This is a genomic window from Candidatus Izimaplasma bacterium HR1 (assembly GCA_000755705.1).
Taxonomy (GTDB): domain Bacteria; phylum Bacillota_I; class Bacilli_A; order Izemoplasmatales; family Izemoplasmataceae; genus Xianfuyuplasma.
Map to the genome: position 1 here is coordinate 658,545 of CP009415.1, position 14,683 is coordinate 673,227.

Annotated in this window: 20 protein-coding genes and 1 riboswitch; of the genes, 18 read left to right on the forward strand and 2 right to left on the reverse strand. The window is 31.0% G+C overall.

Features of this window, described 5'->3' with window-relative positions; genetic code table 11:
* Positions 1–2: 2 nt before the first annotated feature.
* Positions 3–317, reverse strand: coding sequence for a YciI family protein (locus tag KQ51_RS03355; protein WP_038468896.1), 315 nt, complete (start codon positions 315–317; stop codon positions 3–5).
* Between the two features lie 3 nt (positions 318–320).
* The gene (locus KQ51_RS03360; RefSeq protein WP_038468899.1) at positions 321–599 is read right to left on the reverse strand and encodes a GNAT family N-acetyltransferase; all 279 of its coding nucleotides are present in this window, start codon (positions 597–599) and stop codon (positions 321–323) included.
* Positions 600–724: 125 nt separating this feature from the next.
* Here KQ51_RS03360 and KQ51_RS03365 point away from each other — a divergent pair, with 125 nt between their 5' ends.
* From KQ51_RS03365 to KQ51_RS03450, 18 genes are all read left to right on the forward strand, one after another.
* Positions 725–1,273 (forward strand): NUDIX domain-containing protein, encoded by a 549-nt coding sequence (locus KQ51_RS03365; RefSeq protein ID WP_052609128.1) that lies wholly within the window; start codon positions 725–727, stop codon positions 1,271–1,273.
* A complete protein-coding gene (locus KQ51_RS03370; protein ID WP_038468902.1) occupies positions 1,266–2,456 on the forward strand; it encodes a GNAT family N-acetyltransferase in 1,191 nt (396 codons plus the stop codon). Before KQ51_RS03365 ends, KQ51_RS03370 begins: the two co-directional genes overlap by 8 nt.
* 8 nt (positions 2,457–2,464) lie before the next feature.
* On the forward strand, positions 2,465–2,923 hold the full coding sequence (locus KQ51_RS03375) for a pyridoxamine 5'-phosphate oxidase family protein (RefSeq protein ID WP_038468905.1): 459 nt from the start codon (positions 2,465–2,467) through the stop codon (positions 2,921–2,923).
* Positions 2,923–3,366, forward strand: coding sequence for an NUDIX domain-containing protein (locus tag KQ51_RS03380; RefSeq protein ID WP_052609130.1), 444 nt, complete (start codon positions 2,923–2,925; stop codon positions 3,364–3,366). The genes KQ51_RS03375 and KQ51_RS03380 overlap by 1 nt, the downstream gene beginning before the upstream one ends.
* A gap of 41 nt (positions 3,367–3,407) precedes the next feature.
* Positions 3,408–4,556, forward strand: coding sequence for a lysophospholipid acyltransferase family protein (locus KQ51_RS03385; RefSeq protein ID WP_038468911.1), 1,149 nt, complete (start codon positions 3,408–3,410; stop codon positions 4,554–4,556).
* Positions 4,557–4,576: 20 nt separating this feature from the next.
* Positions 4,577–5,713: a GGDEF domain-containing protein gene (locus KQ51_RS03390; protein ID WP_038468913.1), complete on the forward strand. Its 1,137-nt coding sequence runs from the start codon at positions 4,577–4,579 to the stop codon at positions 5,711–5,713.
* A gap of 45 nt (positions 5,714–5,758) precedes the next feature.
* The gene (locus tag KQ51_RS03395) at positions 5,759–6,148 is read left to right on the forward strand and encodes a VOC family protein (protein ID WP_038468916.1); all 390 of its coding nucleotides are present in this window, start codon (positions 5,759–5,761) and stop codon (positions 6,146–6,148) included.
* A gap of 35 nt (positions 6,149–6,183) precedes the next feature.
* Positions 6,184–6,789, forward strand: coding sequence for a DUF445 domain-containing protein (locus KQ51_RS03400; RefSeq protein WP_038468919.1), 606 nt, complete (start codon positions 6,184–6,186; stop codon positions 6,787–6,789).
* 98 nt (positions 6,790–6,887) lie between these two features.
* Complete coding sequence (locus KQ51_RS03405) at positions 6,888–7,712, forward strand: PHP domain-containing protein (RefSeq protein ID WP_038468921.1); 825 nt, start codon at positions 6,888–6,890, stop codon at positions 7,710–7,712.
* Positions 7,713–7,777: 65 nt separating this feature from the next.
* On the forward strand, positions 7,778–8,128 hold the full coding sequence (locus KQ51_RS03410; protein ID WP_038468924.1) for a hypothetical protein: 351 nt from the start codon (positions 7,778–7,780) through the stop codon (positions 8,126–8,128).
* 52 nt (positions 8,129–8,180) lie between these two features.
* Positions 8,181–8,741, forward strand: coding sequence for a hypothetical protein (locus KQ51_RS03415; RefSeq protein ID WP_081909893.1), 561 nt, complete (start codon positions 8,181–8,183; stop codon positions 8,739–8,741).
* Between the two features lie 76 nt (positions 8,742–8,817).
* Positions 8,818–9,291 (forward strand): divergent PAP2 family protein, encoded by a 474-nt coding sequence (locus tag KQ51_RS03420; protein ID WP_038468930.1) that lies wholly within the window; start codon positions 8,818–8,820, stop codon positions 9,289–9,291.
* The gene (locus tag KQ51_RS03425) at positions 9,291–9,680 is read left to right on the forward strand and encodes a hypothetical protein (protein WP_144242079.1); all 390 of its coding nucleotides are present in this window, start codon (positions 9,291–9,293) and stop codon (positions 9,678–9,680) included. Before KQ51_RS03420 ends, KQ51_RS03425 begins: the two co-directional genes overlap by 1 nt.
* 69 nt (positions 9,681–9,749) lie before the next feature.
* Entirely contained in the window at positions 9,750–10,349 is a 600-nt protein-coding gene (locus KQ51_RS03430; RefSeq protein WP_081909894.1) for a pyroglutamyl-peptidase I, read from the forward strand.
* 21 nt (positions 10,350–10,370) lie between these two features.
* Positions 10,371–11,291 carry an alpha/beta fold hydrolase gene (locus tag KQ51_RS03435; RefSeq protein ID WP_038468938.1) on the forward strand — a complete coding sequence of 307 codons (921 nt, stop codon included), beginning with the start codon at positions 10,371–10,373 and terminating at the stop codon, positions 11,289–11,291.
* A 62-nt stretch (positions 11,292–11,353) separates the two neighbouring features.
* Positions 11,354–11,438: riboswitch (cyclic di-GMP riboswitch) on the forward strand.
* A gap of 136 nt (positions 11,439–11,574) precedes the next feature.
* Positions 11,575–12,606 (forward strand): rod shape-determining protein, encoded by a 1,032-nt coding sequence (locus KQ51_RS03440; RefSeq protein WP_038468941.1) that lies wholly within the window; start codon positions 11,575–11,577, stop codon positions 12,604–12,606.
* 9 nt (positions 12,607–12,615) lie between these two features.
* Positions 12,616–13,629: a rod shape-determining protein gene (locus tag KQ51_RS03445; RefSeq protein WP_038468944.1), complete on the forward strand. Its 1,014-nt coding sequence runs from the start codon at positions 12,616–12,618 to the stop codon at positions 13,627–13,629.
* A 13-nt stretch (positions 13,630–13,642) separates the two neighbouring features.
* On the forward strand, positions 13,643–14,680 hold the full coding sequence (locus KQ51_RS03450) for a rod shape-determining protein (RefSeq protein ID WP_096334937.1): 1,038 nt from the start codon (positions 13,643–13,645) through the stop codon (positions 14,678–14,680).
* Positions 14,681–14,683: the final 3 nt, after the last annotated feature.

Sequence of the window (14,683 nt, forward strand, 5' to 3'; positions counted from 1 at the left end):
TGTTAGTCATTTTTATATTCAGAGTTTAATAAAGCAATATCATATTCCCAAAGTTTACCTGTCATAATACCCTTTTTAATTGCAGGATCATTGATCATAAGAACATTTGCTTCTTCAAAGGAAGTAGCTTTAAAGATAACTATGCCCATAGTATCTTTATCTTGCCCTGCTGTTTTACCAGCCAGTAACAATTTGCCTTCTTTTTTAAGTTTAACTAGGTTATTGAAATGTTCCTTAACTATATCATTGTCTTCTGCAGTCCAGTTATCTTTTGAAATCAATCGTTCAATTAGTGTTAAAACATATATATAATTCATAAGTTAGACTTTATGAAGAACATCTTCATATTCATTTGTTCTTGTCAATTTAGCAACTGCATAAGAACATACAGGAACAATTTTAAGGTTTTCTTGTCTCGCCATTTCTACAACTTTTTTGATTAGTAATCCAGCTATGCCTTGGCCTCTTAAACTTGGATCAACTATTGTATGATCGATAACGATAATATTGCTTCCACCATTTTTCCAAGTAATTCTCGCTATCATATTATCTTCAGTTTCACCGATATAAAATTTATTATTTCCTTTTTTGATTTCCATAAGAATATCACCTCTTTAATATTATTATATCTAAAACATGTTTCATTCACAAATAAAGTGATTTATGTTATAATTTTTCATAGATAAATACCTGATTTATGAGGTTAATTTTTGAGGTGATATTTATGAAATTGATTGAGAAAAAATTAGATAGTAAGAAGCTTTATGAGTGTTTCTTTATGACTTTATACGAGGATAAAGTTTTACTTCCAAATGACAAAACTAGCACAAGGATTTATATTAAGCATGATGGTGCTAGCGCGGTGTTACCAATTACAAAAGAAGGTAAACTTGTTTTGATTAAACAATACCGATATCCAATCAGCGGTGTTTCTATTGAAATACCAGCTGGTAAAAAGGATGAGAAACATGAGGATGGTCTTGTTTGTGCTCTTAGAGAGTTAGAAGAAGAAACTGGATATACCAGTAACAATGTAGTGAAATTCCAAGATTTCCACAGTTGTGTTGGTTATAGTAGTGAGATGATAGAACTTTTCATAGCACACGATTGTGTGAAATTAGAAAATCCTAAAAGCGGAGACGATGATGAATTCATCGAGTTACTAGAGGTTACGAAAACTGAAGCGAAAACTTTAGTTAACTCTGGAAAGATAACCGACTCAAAGACTTTGGCAGTTTTACTATATTATTTATATGGTGATAATAATGAATAAGATAACTTACAAGAAAATCAATTATAAACATATTTCAGATCATTTCCTAAATGGATATATCAGATTCCAAGAAACTACAGAAGTTTACTATGTAGAAGATAATGAAATGAAACTGAAGAATAATAACTTTCTAGAAGATTGGGATCAGGAAAAACTTATCAATGTTAGTAGAACCCTAAAGGACGCAGTAAAGAATGGTGGAGTATTATACGCAGCTTATGATCAAAAGCAAATTATTGGTTTTGCTGTTCTAGATACAAAAATGTTCTTTGATGAATATATGAATGTACCGTATATTCACTCTAGTAAAGGTTATCGTGGTTATGGGATAGGGAGCTACTTATTCTACTTAATCTCACAAGAGGCATATAAAAGAGGTGCTAAGAAACTGTATATTAGTACTCATCCAGCTAAAGAATCTCAAATGTTCTACCTAGCTAGAGGTTGTAGAATTACAGAAAACATTAATAAAGAGTTACTTGCGCTAGAACCATATGATATTCAACATGAGTATTTAATAAGTCCAGTTAGTGATACTTTAAAACTTATTGATATAGAATATAAAACACATTATAAGATGTCTGCTATATTAGTGTCAAAGATTGCATCTAAACTTCATCGTTATTTACCAAACGATGAAGCAGATTTCTTGAATGTTTGTAAGATTCTTCTAATGTGTGATACAAGAGGTTATTTCAGCATTGGCACATTATTCTTAAAAAGAAGAACCGAAGTTATTAAAGAAGAAAATATGGAATTTTTTGAAGATATCCTATTCAATTATATTAACGAGTGGGATCAAGTAGATCAATATTGCTATCGTGTTCTAAACTACATGATTGCATTAAAAGAAGAATATTATGATTACTTACTTAAATGGAGCGATTCAGAGAATAAAGACGTTAGAAGAGCCTCATTAGTATCAATGATAAAATCTTCGAATAAATTAGTATTAGAGTACGATTTTGATAAAATGATTTTTCTAGTTGAAAAACTGAAAAATGATGAAGATATTCATGTTAGAAAAGCAGTAGGTTGGGTTTTGAAATGCTCTTATTTTAAATACCCTGAAAGACTAGAACAGTACTTAAGAGATAATGTAAGAAATCTCGATAGATTAATCTTTAGATATGCCCTTGAACATATCGAAGATCCACTACGAGAAGATTTAATGAATTTGTAGGTGATAATATGTTTAAAGACTTAAAAAGAGTTAAGAACCAAATGAACCATGAATCTGCAATTGAGTTACTAAAGAACTGCCGGGAAGGTGTTCTAGGTACAATATCAAGTAATGGTTATCCATATACCGTAGTTGTTAATTATGTCTTGTATAATAACGAGGTTTATTTCCATAGTGCTAAAGAAGGACATAAGATAGACAATATCATAAACAATCCTAAAGTTTCTTTCACTGTTTATGATAATGTTAGGATTATTGAAGAAAAATTCACAACTAAATATCAAAGTGTAACTTTATTTGGGAAAGCTACTTTATTACCTGGAAATAAAAAGATTCTTATGGAGTTGATTAAGAAATACTCCCCAGAGTTCTTGAAGAGTGGGAAAGACTATGTCGCAAAAAGTTTTGATACAACAACATTAGTTAAGATAGATATCGAACATCTAACTGGTAAGGAAAGATTATAATGGATTATGTAAAATACATTAGAAGTCTTGTTGGTAATAAAAAAATAATTATGACTGCCGGGGCAGTCATAATTTATAATGATAAGGATGAGATTTTGCTGCAACACCGTGGTGATGATCACTTTTGGGGATTGCCAGGAGGTATCATGGAAATAGGAGAAAAACCTAATGAAACTGCAATAAGAGAGGCATTTGAAGAAACAGGTTATAATATTGAAATTACTGATTATCTAGGAGATTACCATAATTTCAATAAATCATGGCCTGGAGGAGATGAAGCACATATTATATGCTTCATATATCAAGGAGTTATTATTTCTGGTGAAATGGTAATTGATGGGAAAGAAACTTTAGACTTGAAATGGTTTAATATGCATGATTTACCAAATATTGATGCCATTGATCATGTAAAAGCTATCAGTGATTATTACAATAAAAAATAATCTGTGATACAATTGAAGTATCATAATAACGAGGTGAGCATATGAAAAGAACAAGAAAAGATAAAAGAAAGGATTTTTTTCTTTCGATTATTAGACAATTTGCTAAGATATGGATGTTCTTTGATGGACGAAGTGAATATATCTTTGAAGATGGCTTTGATAGAAAAAGAAAAGAACCTTATGTCTTATTAGCGAACCATACATTTGTTTTTGACGTAGTTCACGTACCTTTAAGACTTAGAAGATCTCCTTTTATCGTTGCTAACAAGAACCTTTTTACAAAACAACCTTTAAAGTTTTTATTAGAAGAAGTAGCTCATGCTATTCCTAAATCGAAAGGGACTAGTGATATTAGAACTGCTAAAGATCTTATCGGCGCAGTTAGAAGAGGGTATCCTATTTGTATCTTCCCAGAAGGAAACACTACTTTTAATGGTGAAACAAACTATATTGAAGAATCAACTATGAAGTTGATTAAGAAATTAAAGATTGACGTTGTAGCTTGTAAAGTACAAGGTGGTTATTTATCTAAACCACGTTGGGCAACTGGTAAAAGAAGAAATAGAAGTGCTAAATACACATATAAGATTATTATTGGAAAAGATGAAGTTAAGGATTTATCTGTAGAAGAGATTAATGAAATAGTGAATCGTGAATTATACAATAATGATTATGAATACCAGAAAGAAGTAATGATTAAGCATCCGGGGAAAAACAAGGCAGAAGGTCTAGAGAATATATTATATATCTGTCCTGAATGTGAGAGTTTTGGAACTTTAAGTACTAAAGGCGATCATATTTATTGCTCACATTGTAATGCAAAAGGTAAAGTTAATGATTATGGCTTTATTGAAGGTATGAAATTTGATAATACTGTTGATTGGGATAATTGGCAAAGAAAATTTGATGATGCTTTACTAAATCAAATTATCGAATCACCTGCTTCAATCTATGATGTTAACGATGAAAATTTATCTCGCGAGTTTTTAGGCAATGTTACATTAAAATATGAAGATAGGAAATTTATTGTATCAGGGGCAATTAATCTTACAATGCCATTTGATGATATAAAAAATCCTATTGTAACTTTAAGAAGAAACTTCAACATTAACTATAAAGACAAACATTACTTAATTAAGGTAGAACAATACGTTACCTCATTCTTAAGAGTTATCCAAAGTAAATACTAATATAGATAAGGAGGATTATTATGAATTTTGTATTGCGATTTGATTTAAATATATTTGCGATTGTTCTTTTAGTTGCGCTTTTACTAGTAGTCCTTTTTAAACAAGAGCTAATTACGCTTAAAGGAAAAATATTTAGATGGATTATTATAGTTACAATTATTATGCTAGCATTAGAGATATTCAGTTGGGTGTTTGATGGAGTAGAGACTAGAAACGCTTATATTCTTAACTTTACATTTAATTTCTTCTTTACAGCATTAAATACTGTTGTTGTATGTTTGTGGGCTAGTTATATTGATTATATCGTCTATGAAAATAAGGAAAGACTTAGAAGAAGATGGTATTACTTTCAACCATTTATCATTGTTTTTATTTTAAGTATAGTAAATATTTTTACACCAGTACTATTTGAGATTAGTGATCAAAATGTGTATTCGAGACTACCATTTATCTGGATTTCAATTACTATGACATTTATTTTATATATTTACGCTTTATATATAGTTATTAGAAATCGACGATATTTGAACAGTAATGTTCTATACGGAGTATTGATTTTTCTATTGTTACCAATGATTGCTACTTTGTTTCAATTGTGGTTCTATGGATTGCTAGTGATTTGGCCTGCGACTGCAGTAGCTTTAATCTTTTCATACTTAATATTTGAGACAACGTCCTCAAGTCGAGATTTCTTAACAGGTGCCTACACGAGGATGAGAGCAGAAGAATTTATAAAGACCTTACTTAAGAGAAGAAGAAAATTTGCAGTTGTTATGATCGATTTAGATGACTTCAAAGTAATTAATGATACATTTGGTCATCATGTCGGGGATGATATGTTAATAGAGATGACAAAAATTCTAAAAAGTGTATTTGTCAATAAAGCAGTTGTTTCTAGATATGGTGGTGATGAATTTCTCGTTGTTGTTGAAGGTAGTAGCGATGGAGATATGCAGTTATACCGCCGCAAGATTGAACAAGCATTAATAAATAGTGAGAGTGTCTATGCTCAAGCGCAAAAATTCAGTTATGGAGTTGCTTTTTGCGAAAACTTTGAATCATGGACAATGGAATCTATCATTACAACAGCTGACAATAATATGTATTTAGATAAGGCAAAAAATAAAAATCATAAAAGACGTAGGAGTGATCGATAACGATTACTCTTTTTTTTTGGTATAATATAGGTAGGAGATGATATTATGAAAAAATATAGCTCATTGATTACCTTTCTTTACTATAAAGATTTCCAAAAAGCAAAAATGGTTTATGAGGATATCCTTGAATTAGAATTAGTTATGGATCAAGGGTTCGCAAAAGTTTACAAGATAAATGACAATGCCTTCGTTGGTTGTGTGAAGAAACACGAAGGAAGTATTGATTCAACAAATAGAGGTGGGGCTTTAATTAGTTTAACTGTTGATGATGTTGAAGACTTGTATAATCAGTTTAAAGGATATGATTTACCCTATATAAGTGAACTGAGTATTATTGAAAGGATTCCATTAAAATCGTTTTTCTTTAAGGACTTTGAAGGATATGATTTTGAAATTCAAGAGTTTATAAAAAAAGAAGACAAAGAATTATTTTAATATGATATAATATTTTACTGAAGGATGTGTTTTACATGTATGATAATATTATTAGACTCTTATTAATGGTTGTTATTGGTGGATTAATTGGTTATTTAACTAATCGTATCGCGATTAAAATGCTATTTAGACCAGTAAACCCAATCAAAATTTTATTCTTTACTATTCAAGGTGTTTTTCCTAAACGTAAAGACCAAATGGCTATTAGTTTAGCTGATACAATTGAAAAAGAACTACTTAGTAAAGAAGTCATTATGGATAAAATATTAAATGATGAAAAAATAGAGGAACTGAAAATTTTGGTTAAGGATTCGCTAGTTTCTCGAATTGGTGATGTAATTCCACCAATGGTTAAAATGTTTCTAGGGAGTAATCCAGACGAGTTTATTAAAAATATTGTTGATAAAGAAGGAGACAGTATTTTGGATGGATTAGTTGAGGATATTAAAGGTAAAGGTTTAGATGATTTAAACATCAGAGAAATTGTAAAAGAGAGAATTGATTCATTAGATTTTGTTGAATTTGAGAAAATCATCTTTGGCTTAATGAGTCAGGAATTACGTTTTGTAGAAATTATTGGTTTATTTCTGGGTATGTTTATCGGAGTACTACAATTCTTTATTACATATGTGATTTTATAGGAAGTTTTTACTTCCTTTTTTTGTTGAAATATTAAGAACATTTAATTTGCATAGAATAGATACTTTGTTATAATTATAATGGATTAGAGGTGGAGGACATGAAGGCAGATTTGCATATGCATTCAACATATTCTGATGGTTTGAAAACAACAGAAGAATTATTTAGACTAGCTAAAAAAAATAAAGTCGATATAATCGCAATTACCGATCATGATATTGTTAAGGATGTAGAGAAAAACAAAGAGGATTCGATTAAGTATGGAATTAAGTATATTCCTGGGATTGAATTATCAACAGTAAATGAAGGGAAACCTGTTCATGTTTTAGGTTACTTCAAAGATGATAGTTATTATTCTGATGAATTAACTTCATACTATAAGGAAATCAAAGAAAATAGAGAAAATAGAGCCCGAAAATTTATTGAGAATTTGAAGTGTTATTTCAACATTGAAATAACTTATCAAGACGTGTTTAAATATTCAAACGGGATTATTGCTAGACCACATATAGCGAAGGCGATAACGGTAAAATATCCTGAATTTGGACATGATTATGTTTTTGATAATTTTATTGGAGATAGTTCAAAAGCTTATGTCCCTAGTTGTGAACTTAGTGTAGAAGAGGGAATCAATCTTTTAAGAAGAAACAATTGTGTAGTAGTTTTAGCACACCCGACTTTATTAAGAGAGAATATTCATGATTCTGTTATTAACCATGATTTCGATGGGTTGGAAGCAGTCTATTACCGTAATAAATCGGGTGATGAAGACAAGTATCGTAGTATTGCAAAAGCTAAGAATCTAATAATTACAGCAGGTAGTGATTATCATGGTATTCCACATGATACAAAGCATGGTGTTGTAGGGGAAATGTATATTGAGGGTAATGATTTAGTTAACTTTCTGAATCAACTTAAAAAATAGTTCATAATTTTTGAGATATAACTTTTTTATAGTATAATATAAATAACAAGAGAGGATGTGTTTTTATGAGAAATAGATCAGTTACTGAAAGCTTACGTTACAAGGATAGAGGGCATATTTTCTATACTATTATCGAAGGTTTTGACAGTGAACAAGATTGTTTAGAATTAAAATACACTGATGACGAGAAGACATATGAGTGGGATTACTATTTTGAAGAAGATGGTAAGAGTGCTTTAGAACATATTTCTGATGCGTCATACGAAGTGCTTAAAAAAGGATTTGTAGAAAATCTAAGTCATAATGGTTATTACCTTCATAAAGGAGAATATCAACTATTAAAAGAAGCCATAGTTATTTTTGTAAGTCATAAAAAATATATAGTAGATATTTGTAAAATCAATGGACTTTGCTAAAAAAAATGATAAAGTAATATCACTGGGAGTATTAATACTCACGGTGATATTTGTGTTTGTTTTTACAAGAAGTTTCTTCCTTGGTTTTGTAGATGAATATAAGATTATTGGTGGATTTGTAAAATTCTTCTTCTTGGCAAGTATAGGAGATTTTATAGGGTTACGTTTAAAACAAAGTTTTTGGCAAGTGCCTAAAAAAATATTCTTTAAAGCTACAATATGGGGACTTATTGGTTCTGTAATTGTTTTAGTATTTACAATATTTAATACAGGTGTTATTGAATTACAGGCAAAAGGTATTTTACCTTTTGAAGATGTGTTGTTTGCTACAGCGCTCTTTACTTCAATATTTATGAACGTAATTTTTGCACCTACTATGATGGCTTTCCACAGAGTTAGTGATCAGTACTTAAATGGTAGTGATTCAATAGAATCAGCAGTTAAAGAAGTTAATTGGGTTCATTTTTATAAGATTGTTTTACTAAGAACATTACCGTTATTCTGGATACCTGCTCATACCATTACATTTATGCTTCCTTTTGAATACCGAGTTATCTTTGCTGCGGTCTTAGGAATTGCATTAGGATTATTATTAAGCTTATTCAAAAAATAGAATATCAGGGATATCTTGATATTTTTTTGATTTAATTTTATAGTATGTTATATTTAATTTGTTTAGGAGTGATTTTATGTTATTTAATTTCCCATTAGAAATAGCTTTGATATCAATGATTATTGCTCAATTGGTAAAATTACCAATACAGAGAATTATTGATAAAAAATGGACACCATCTATTATCTTTTCGACAGGTGGAATGCCTTCAAGTCATAGTGCTTTTGTTACAGCTTTAACTCTTGCATTTGCTTTGACAGAGGGTGTAACAAGTCCTTTCTTCGCAATTAGTTTTGTTTTCGCTAGTGTTATTATTCATGATGCTGTAGGTATTAGAAGAGAAGCAGGAAAGCATGCTACTGTGTTAAACCAAATGAAAGAGGAATTTGATTTATTAGTTAAAGAGGTATCAAAAGGTAGAAAACGTGATGATAAAGTAGTTGAATCGAAATTAAAAGAACTACTTGGCCATGAACCTATTGAAGCTCTTACAGGTACTTTACTCGGTGCTCTGCTAACACTAATTTATTATTTCACAATTATTGTTTAATGAGTAAAAAGAAATTGCAATCATATTTCCCGAATGGGAAAGCTTCCAAAGGATTTTTTAAGCCTTATGATTATTTATTAAGTAATGATGATAAAGATTATTATATTAAAACACTACAAGTAAATGAAAACAGCATCTTATCAATTAACTCAAAATATGTTTGGGAAGTTAAAACGGGTAGAATATCTGGCATAAATTTTAAAACTTCAAGTAAGAATTTAATAGATATGAAAGGGTTTAATGAGTTACCTAATAAGATTATTGTATTTAAGGGTGAACCATACAAAATCCTTAAATATATAAACGAATCTGAGGTTATTGATATCTCGAACTCAAAAGAAATAAATGGTATAAAAATATTTAATAACATTGAAGAGATAATTATTTGATACAATTGTCTCTTTTTATTTTGGAATTTTTACGCTTATGCTATAATAGAACTAGAAAGTCTTGGTGAGATGATGAAGATTATTGTTACTGGGTTTGGTAGATTTCTAGATAATGAGAATAACCCAACGAAAGACATATTAAAATTATTACCTAAAACTATTTTAGGAAATGAGATATTTCCGATTGAATTACCAGTTATTTTCGACGAGTGTTTTGATTATTTAAAACCGTTTATTGTAGATATTGATCCAGATGTAATTATTATGTTAGGTTTAGCAGGAGGTAGAAAAGCGATTACTCCTGAAAGAGTGGCTATCAATATGAAAGATACTACTGGCCCTGATAATATTGGATATATGCCAGTAGATGAAATTATAGATATAAATGGCAAAAATGCATTCTTTTCTGGTTTGCCTTTACGTGAAATCGAAAAGAATCTAAAGATTTATAATATTCCAGTTAAAATTAGTAATTCAGCAGGTTTGTATGTGTGCAATAATATTATGTATAAAGTATTGAATTACATTGACCAAAATAATCTGAATATAAAAGCAGGATTTGTCCATGTACCGTATTCAGATGAATCAAAACCAAATGTAGATGTCTTTTCATTACCAATTGAAATAATTTATCAGGGAGTAATAGAGATTATAAAAGCAGTTCTTTAGAAAGAGAAAGGTAGGGTACAAATGGAAGTTATGGAATTTAAGATTAAGGGTAGACATAGTTTAGAATTAGCTTGCTTAAAAGTATTGCCTAAAAAAGAACCTAAGGCAATTGTTCAGATTTTTCACGGTATGGGAGAGAAAAAAGAGAGATATATCCCATTCATGGAGTTCTTAGCAGATAATGGTTATGCAGTATATATCCACGATCATCGTAAACATGGTGCTAGTGTGTTTAATGAAGGTGAACATGGAATGTGGGTAAAAGAGGATACTTGGCATGATGTAATAGATGATGCTTATTTTGTTAGCAGAAGAATTTTAAAGGATTTACCAGGTAAAGAAATTTACATATTGGGACATTCTATGGGTAGTATTATTGCACGAGGATTCTTAGGCGAGTATCCACTAGTTGCAAAAAAAGCAATTTTAATGGGAACACTCCCTCCAATGTCATTGACCGCAGCTATTGCTCCAATATTATTAGCCCGTGTCTTAAGATTGTTTTCTGGAGCTAAGCGTAGTACATTCCTAGGTAATATGACAAACAAAAGATTACAACCTAAATATGGAATGCCTCGTACTGAATTTGATTGGTTATCAAGAGATAATGAAATTGTTGATAAATATATAGAAGACCCATTATGTGGGTATGCGTATACACCACAATTCTATTTTGAGTTCTTTAAAGGAATTGTTGCTTGTAACAAATCGAATTTTATTTCTCAAACTAAACATATACCTATATTATTTATATCTGGTTCTGAAGATCCAGTTGGTGAAAAAGGTGAAGGTGTTAAGTTAGTTCATCGTCAATTTAATGGACATGGATATTCACAACTTACACTCAAAATAGTTGAGGAAGCAAAACATGAAGTTTTGAATGAAACAAATAAATTAGAGACTTATCAATTTATTCTAAATTGGTTAGATACTTCAGAATAAATTAACAAAAAATGTCTTGCAATGCAATTTTTGTTGTGATAGATTTATTGTGTATAAGGTAAATATTCAAAGGGCAAATATATGGAAACATATAGACGCAAAGTCACAGAGCTACAGGAGAAATCCCATGCTGGCTGGACCGCAATATTTTAAAAGAGTTTTTTTGTAATTGCACAAAAAACATCTCTTTTGCAACCTAAAAAATATATTGTGAAAAGCGTGAACGCCCTATTTAGGGCGTTTTTTATTTATTTTATACTACTAAATTTATAAGGAGGATTTTATGGGTGAAAAGCCAAAAGGAACATTTAACGTCGGCGTGGATCTTGGAACATCAAATCTCCTAATTTATGTAGAAGGCCGAGGAACAATCTTCGATGAACCTTCATACATTGCGGTAGATAAAGCAAGTGGCAAAATAGTGTCTGTTGGTTTAGATGCAGCGGAATTAGTAGGTAAAGTACACGACAAAGTTAAAGTTGTTAAACCACTACAAGGTGGTGTCATCTCTGACATTTCAATGATTAGAGAACTGTTAATGTTCACGTTTGATAAATTATTCGTGGATAATACACAACAAATCAACAAATTATTAATCTGTATTCCTAGTGAGATTACAGAAACTGAAAAGGCAGCAATTTTACAACTCGGAGCAGAATTGGGTATTGAAGATACCAAAATTGATGAAGAGATAAAAGCAGCAGCAATTGGAAGCGGAGTAGATATTTATACTCCAAGTGGACATTTAGTTGTTGATATCGGAGGAGGTACTACAGACTTTGGTGTATTATCACTAGGTGACGTAGTATTATCTAAAAGTATTAAAGTTGCAGGAGATTATTTCGATAAGCAAATTATGGACTATGTAAAAGAAGAACATAAATTGGAAATCGGACCTCAAACTGCTGAAAAGGCTAAAGTTGCTTTAGCTAGTTTAACTGGAGAACTCCCGAAAGATGAAGAAGGCAAGGCCATCACTTTCAATGCAATGGGTAGAGATCTAGTTAGTGGATTACCACATATGGTAGTTCTAAAAGGTAAGGAAATACGTAAGATTATGACAGATTCTTTTGAATCGATTAAAGCTACTTTAATCGCTACATTAGAAGCAACACCACCAGAATTAGCTGGTGATTTAGTAGATAATGGTATCATCGTAACAGGTGGAGGAGCACAAATTAAAGGTATTAAAGAGTACATAGAAGAAGTCACTCATGTAGATGTACATGTTTCGCATTCGCCAATGACTGCAGTAGTAGAAGGTACTAAACGTCTATTAAAAATGAGCAAAAATCATTATTTTGGAGAGTTTTAGGAGGATATTATGGCAGAAAAAATTGGATTAGGTATTGATTTAGGTACGGCGAACCTTCTTGTATATCTTGAGAAAAAAGGAATTATCTTTAATGAACCAAGTGTAATAGCATTTGATCGTGAAAGTGGTAAAATTGTTGCTGCTGGAAAAGATGCACATAAAATGCTTGGGAAAGTCCACGATAAAATTAGTGTTATAAAACCATTACGAAATGGAGTTATTAGTGACATGAAAGCCGCTAAAGCTTTACTTCAATATGTATTAGAAACAGTAGAAAATTTAACAAAAAAAGAACTAACAAATACCTCTTGTGTTATGTGTTGTCCTAGTGAGGTTACAACTATAGAGAGAGATATTATTACAGAATTAGCAGTAAACATGGGAATTAGTGATGTACTAATTGATGAAGAAATCAAAGCAGGTGCTCTTGGAGCGAATGTTGATATCTTTAAATCAAAAGGTGTAATGATTGTTGATATAGGTGGAGGAACAACAGATGTTGGTGTTCTATCATTTGGAGACATTGTATTATCAAGAACTATCCGCATGGCTGGTAATTTTATAGATAAGGAATTAGCAAAACAAGTTAAGCAAAATGAAAAAGTTGAAATCGGAGAATTAACAAGTGAAAGATGTAAAATGGAGCTTGCTGATTTAAGAAAAGATGCAAAAGTTAAAGTGAATAGATACGCTGGTAGAGACATCGTCAAAGGTATACCTAAATGGGTAGATATCTCTAGTACAGATGTAAATAATGTAATTACCCCAACATATGAAGAAGTTGTAAAACTTATCGCAGCAGTATTAAAAGATACTCCACCTGAATTAAGTGCTGATATATATCAACACGGAATTTTATTAACCGGTGGTGGAGCATTAATTAAAGGTGTTGAAGAATTCATATCTAGCCGTATCAAAGTACCTGTTAAAGTAGTTAGCAACCCACTTACATGTGTTGCAGAAGGGTCAAAATATTTATTAAAAAATCGTGGCGATTATTTAGTAAATCCTTTGAAATTATAAAGAGGTGAAAAATATGGCAAATGATCGAAAAATGAAAAACAATCACAAACTAATAAAAATTGGAATCGATTTAGGTACGGCAAATTTATTAGTATATGTTGATGGTGAAGGAATTATCTTTAATGAACCTAGCGTAATTGCTATGGAATATGAAACAAACGATGTAATTGCAGTTGGATTTAATGCTGCAAAAATGATTGGTAGAGGACATCACGGCATCAAAATCGTTAGTCCATTAAACCAAGGTGTAATTAGTGATATGGATGCTGCAAAGAAATTAATTGAAATTGCAGTAAGAAAAGGAGAAGCAATTGATGTTAATTTAAGAGCTTCAACTTTACTAATCTGTTGTCCTAGTGAAGTTACCCAAATCGAAAGAGATGCAATGATTGATCTTGCACATCATTTAGGTGTCCCAGATGTCTTTATTGAAGAAGAAGTTAAAGCCGGAGGTATCGGTGCAGGATTAGATATTTATGATTCAAAAGGTAGTATGGTAATTGATATAGGTGGAGGTAGTACCGACATCGGTGTATTATCACTTGGTGATATCGTTGTTAGTGAATCTATTAGAATCGCTGGTAATTATCTTGATCAGGAAATTATTAACTACTTACAATATCAACACGGGATTCTTATTGGTAAGAAAACCGCACAAAGAATTAAAGAAGAGATTGGTACGGTTAGAGAAAACTTACCAGGAAACGTATTTACATACGCCAACGGAAGGGACATTGTATCAGGATTACCACGTAAGATAAAAGTAGCTCAAGAAGACATCAGAGAGATCTTTATAGAGCCTTTCAAATCAATCTCTAACGCAATACTTAAAGTATTACAAAACACACCTCCAGAATTAAGTGCTGACATCATTCAAAGTGGTATGTTAATAAACGGTGGTTGTGCTTTAGTTGATGGTGTAGACGAGTTCTTATTTAAAGAAATCGGATTAGACGTACACATTGCTAAAAATCCACTTACTGCTATCGTAGAAGGAACAAAAGTATTACTTCAAAACCGCGGAAACTATTACGTTAAACCAGTAGATTAATCT

What these genes read in the sequence shown, in the direction of transcription:
- KQ51_RS03395 (WP_038468916.1), top strand. Translation starts at nt 5,759, where the DNA reads ATGAAAAAATATAGCTCATTGATTACCTTTCTTTACTATAAAGATTTC.
- KQ51_RS03435 (WP_038468938.1), top strand. Translation starts at nt 10,371, where the DNA reads ATGGAAGTTATGGAATTTAAGATTAAGGGTAGACATAGTTTAGAATTA.
- KQ51_RS03385 (WP_038468911.1), top strand. Translation starts at nt 3,408, where the DNA reads ATGAAAAGAACAAGAAAAGATAAAAGAAAGGATTTTTTTCTTTCGATT.
- KQ51_RS03375 (WP_038468905.1), top strand. Translation starts at nt 2,465, where the DNA reads ATGTTTAAAGACTTAAAAAGAGTTAAGAACCAAATGAACCATGAATCT.
- KQ51_RS03355 (WP_038468896.1), bottom strand. Translation starts at nt 317, where the DNA reads ATGAATTATATATATGTTTTAACACTAATTGAACGATTGATTTCAAAA.
- KQ51_RS03405 (WP_038468921.1), top strand. Translation starts at nt 6,888, where the DNA reads ATGAAGGCAGATTTGCATATGCATTCAACATATTCTGATGGTTTGAAA.
- KQ51_RS03450 (WP_096334937.1), top strand. Translation starts at nt 13,643, where the DNA reads ATGGCAAATGATCGAAAAATGAAAAACAATCACAAACTAATAAAAATT.
- KQ51_RS03360 (WP_038468899.1), bottom strand. Translation starts at nt 599, where the DNA reads ATGGAAATCAAAAAAGGAAATAATAAATTTTATATCGGTGAAACTGAA.
- KQ51_RS03400 (WP_038468919.1), top strand. Translation starts at nt 6,184, where the DNA reads ATGTATGATAATATTATTAGACTCTTATTAATGGTTGTTATTGGTGGA.
- KQ51_RS03370 (WP_038468902.1), top strand. Translation starts at nt 1,266, where the DNA reads ATGAATAAGATAACTTACAAGAAAATCAATTATAAACATATTTCAGAT.
- KQ51_RS03420 (WP_038468930.1), top strand. Translation starts at nt 8,818, where the DNA reads ATGTTATTTAATTTCCCATTAGAAATAGCTTTGATATCAATGATTATT.
- KQ51_RS03410 (WP_038468924.1), top strand. Translation starts at nt 7,778, where the DNA reads ATGAGAAATAGATCAGTTACTGAAAGCTTACGTTACAAGGATAGAGGG.
- KQ51_RS03445 (WP_038468944.1), top strand. Translation starts at nt 12,616, where the DNA reads ATGGCAGAAAAAATTGGATTAGGTATTGATTTAGGTACGGCGAACCTT.
- KQ51_RS03440 (WP_038468941.1), top strand. Translation starts at nt 11,575, where the DNA reads ATGGGTGAAAAGCCAAAAGGAACATTTAACGTCGGCGTGGATCTTGGA.
- KQ51_RS03380 (WP_052609130.1), top strand. Translation starts at nt 2,923, where the DNA reads ATGGATTATGTAAAATACATTAGAAGTCTTGTTGGTAATAAAAAAATA.
- KQ51_RS03365 (WP_052609128.1), top strand. Translation starts at nt 725, where the DNA reads ATGAAATTGATTGAGAAAAAATTAGATAGTAAGAAGCTTTATGAGTGT.
- KQ51_RS03390 (WP_038468913.1), top strand. Translation starts at nt 4,577, where the DNA reads ATGAATTTTGTATTGCGATTTGATTTAAATATATTTGCGATTGTTCTT.
- KQ51_RS03430 (WP_081909894.1), top strand. Translation starts at nt 9,750, where the DNA reads ATGATGAAGATTATTGTTACTGGGTTTGGTAGATTTCTAGATAATGAG.
- KQ51_RS03425 (WP_144242079.1), top strand. Translation starts at nt 9,291, where the DNA reads ATGAGTAAAAAGAAATTGCAATCATATTTCCCGAATGGGAAAGCTTCC.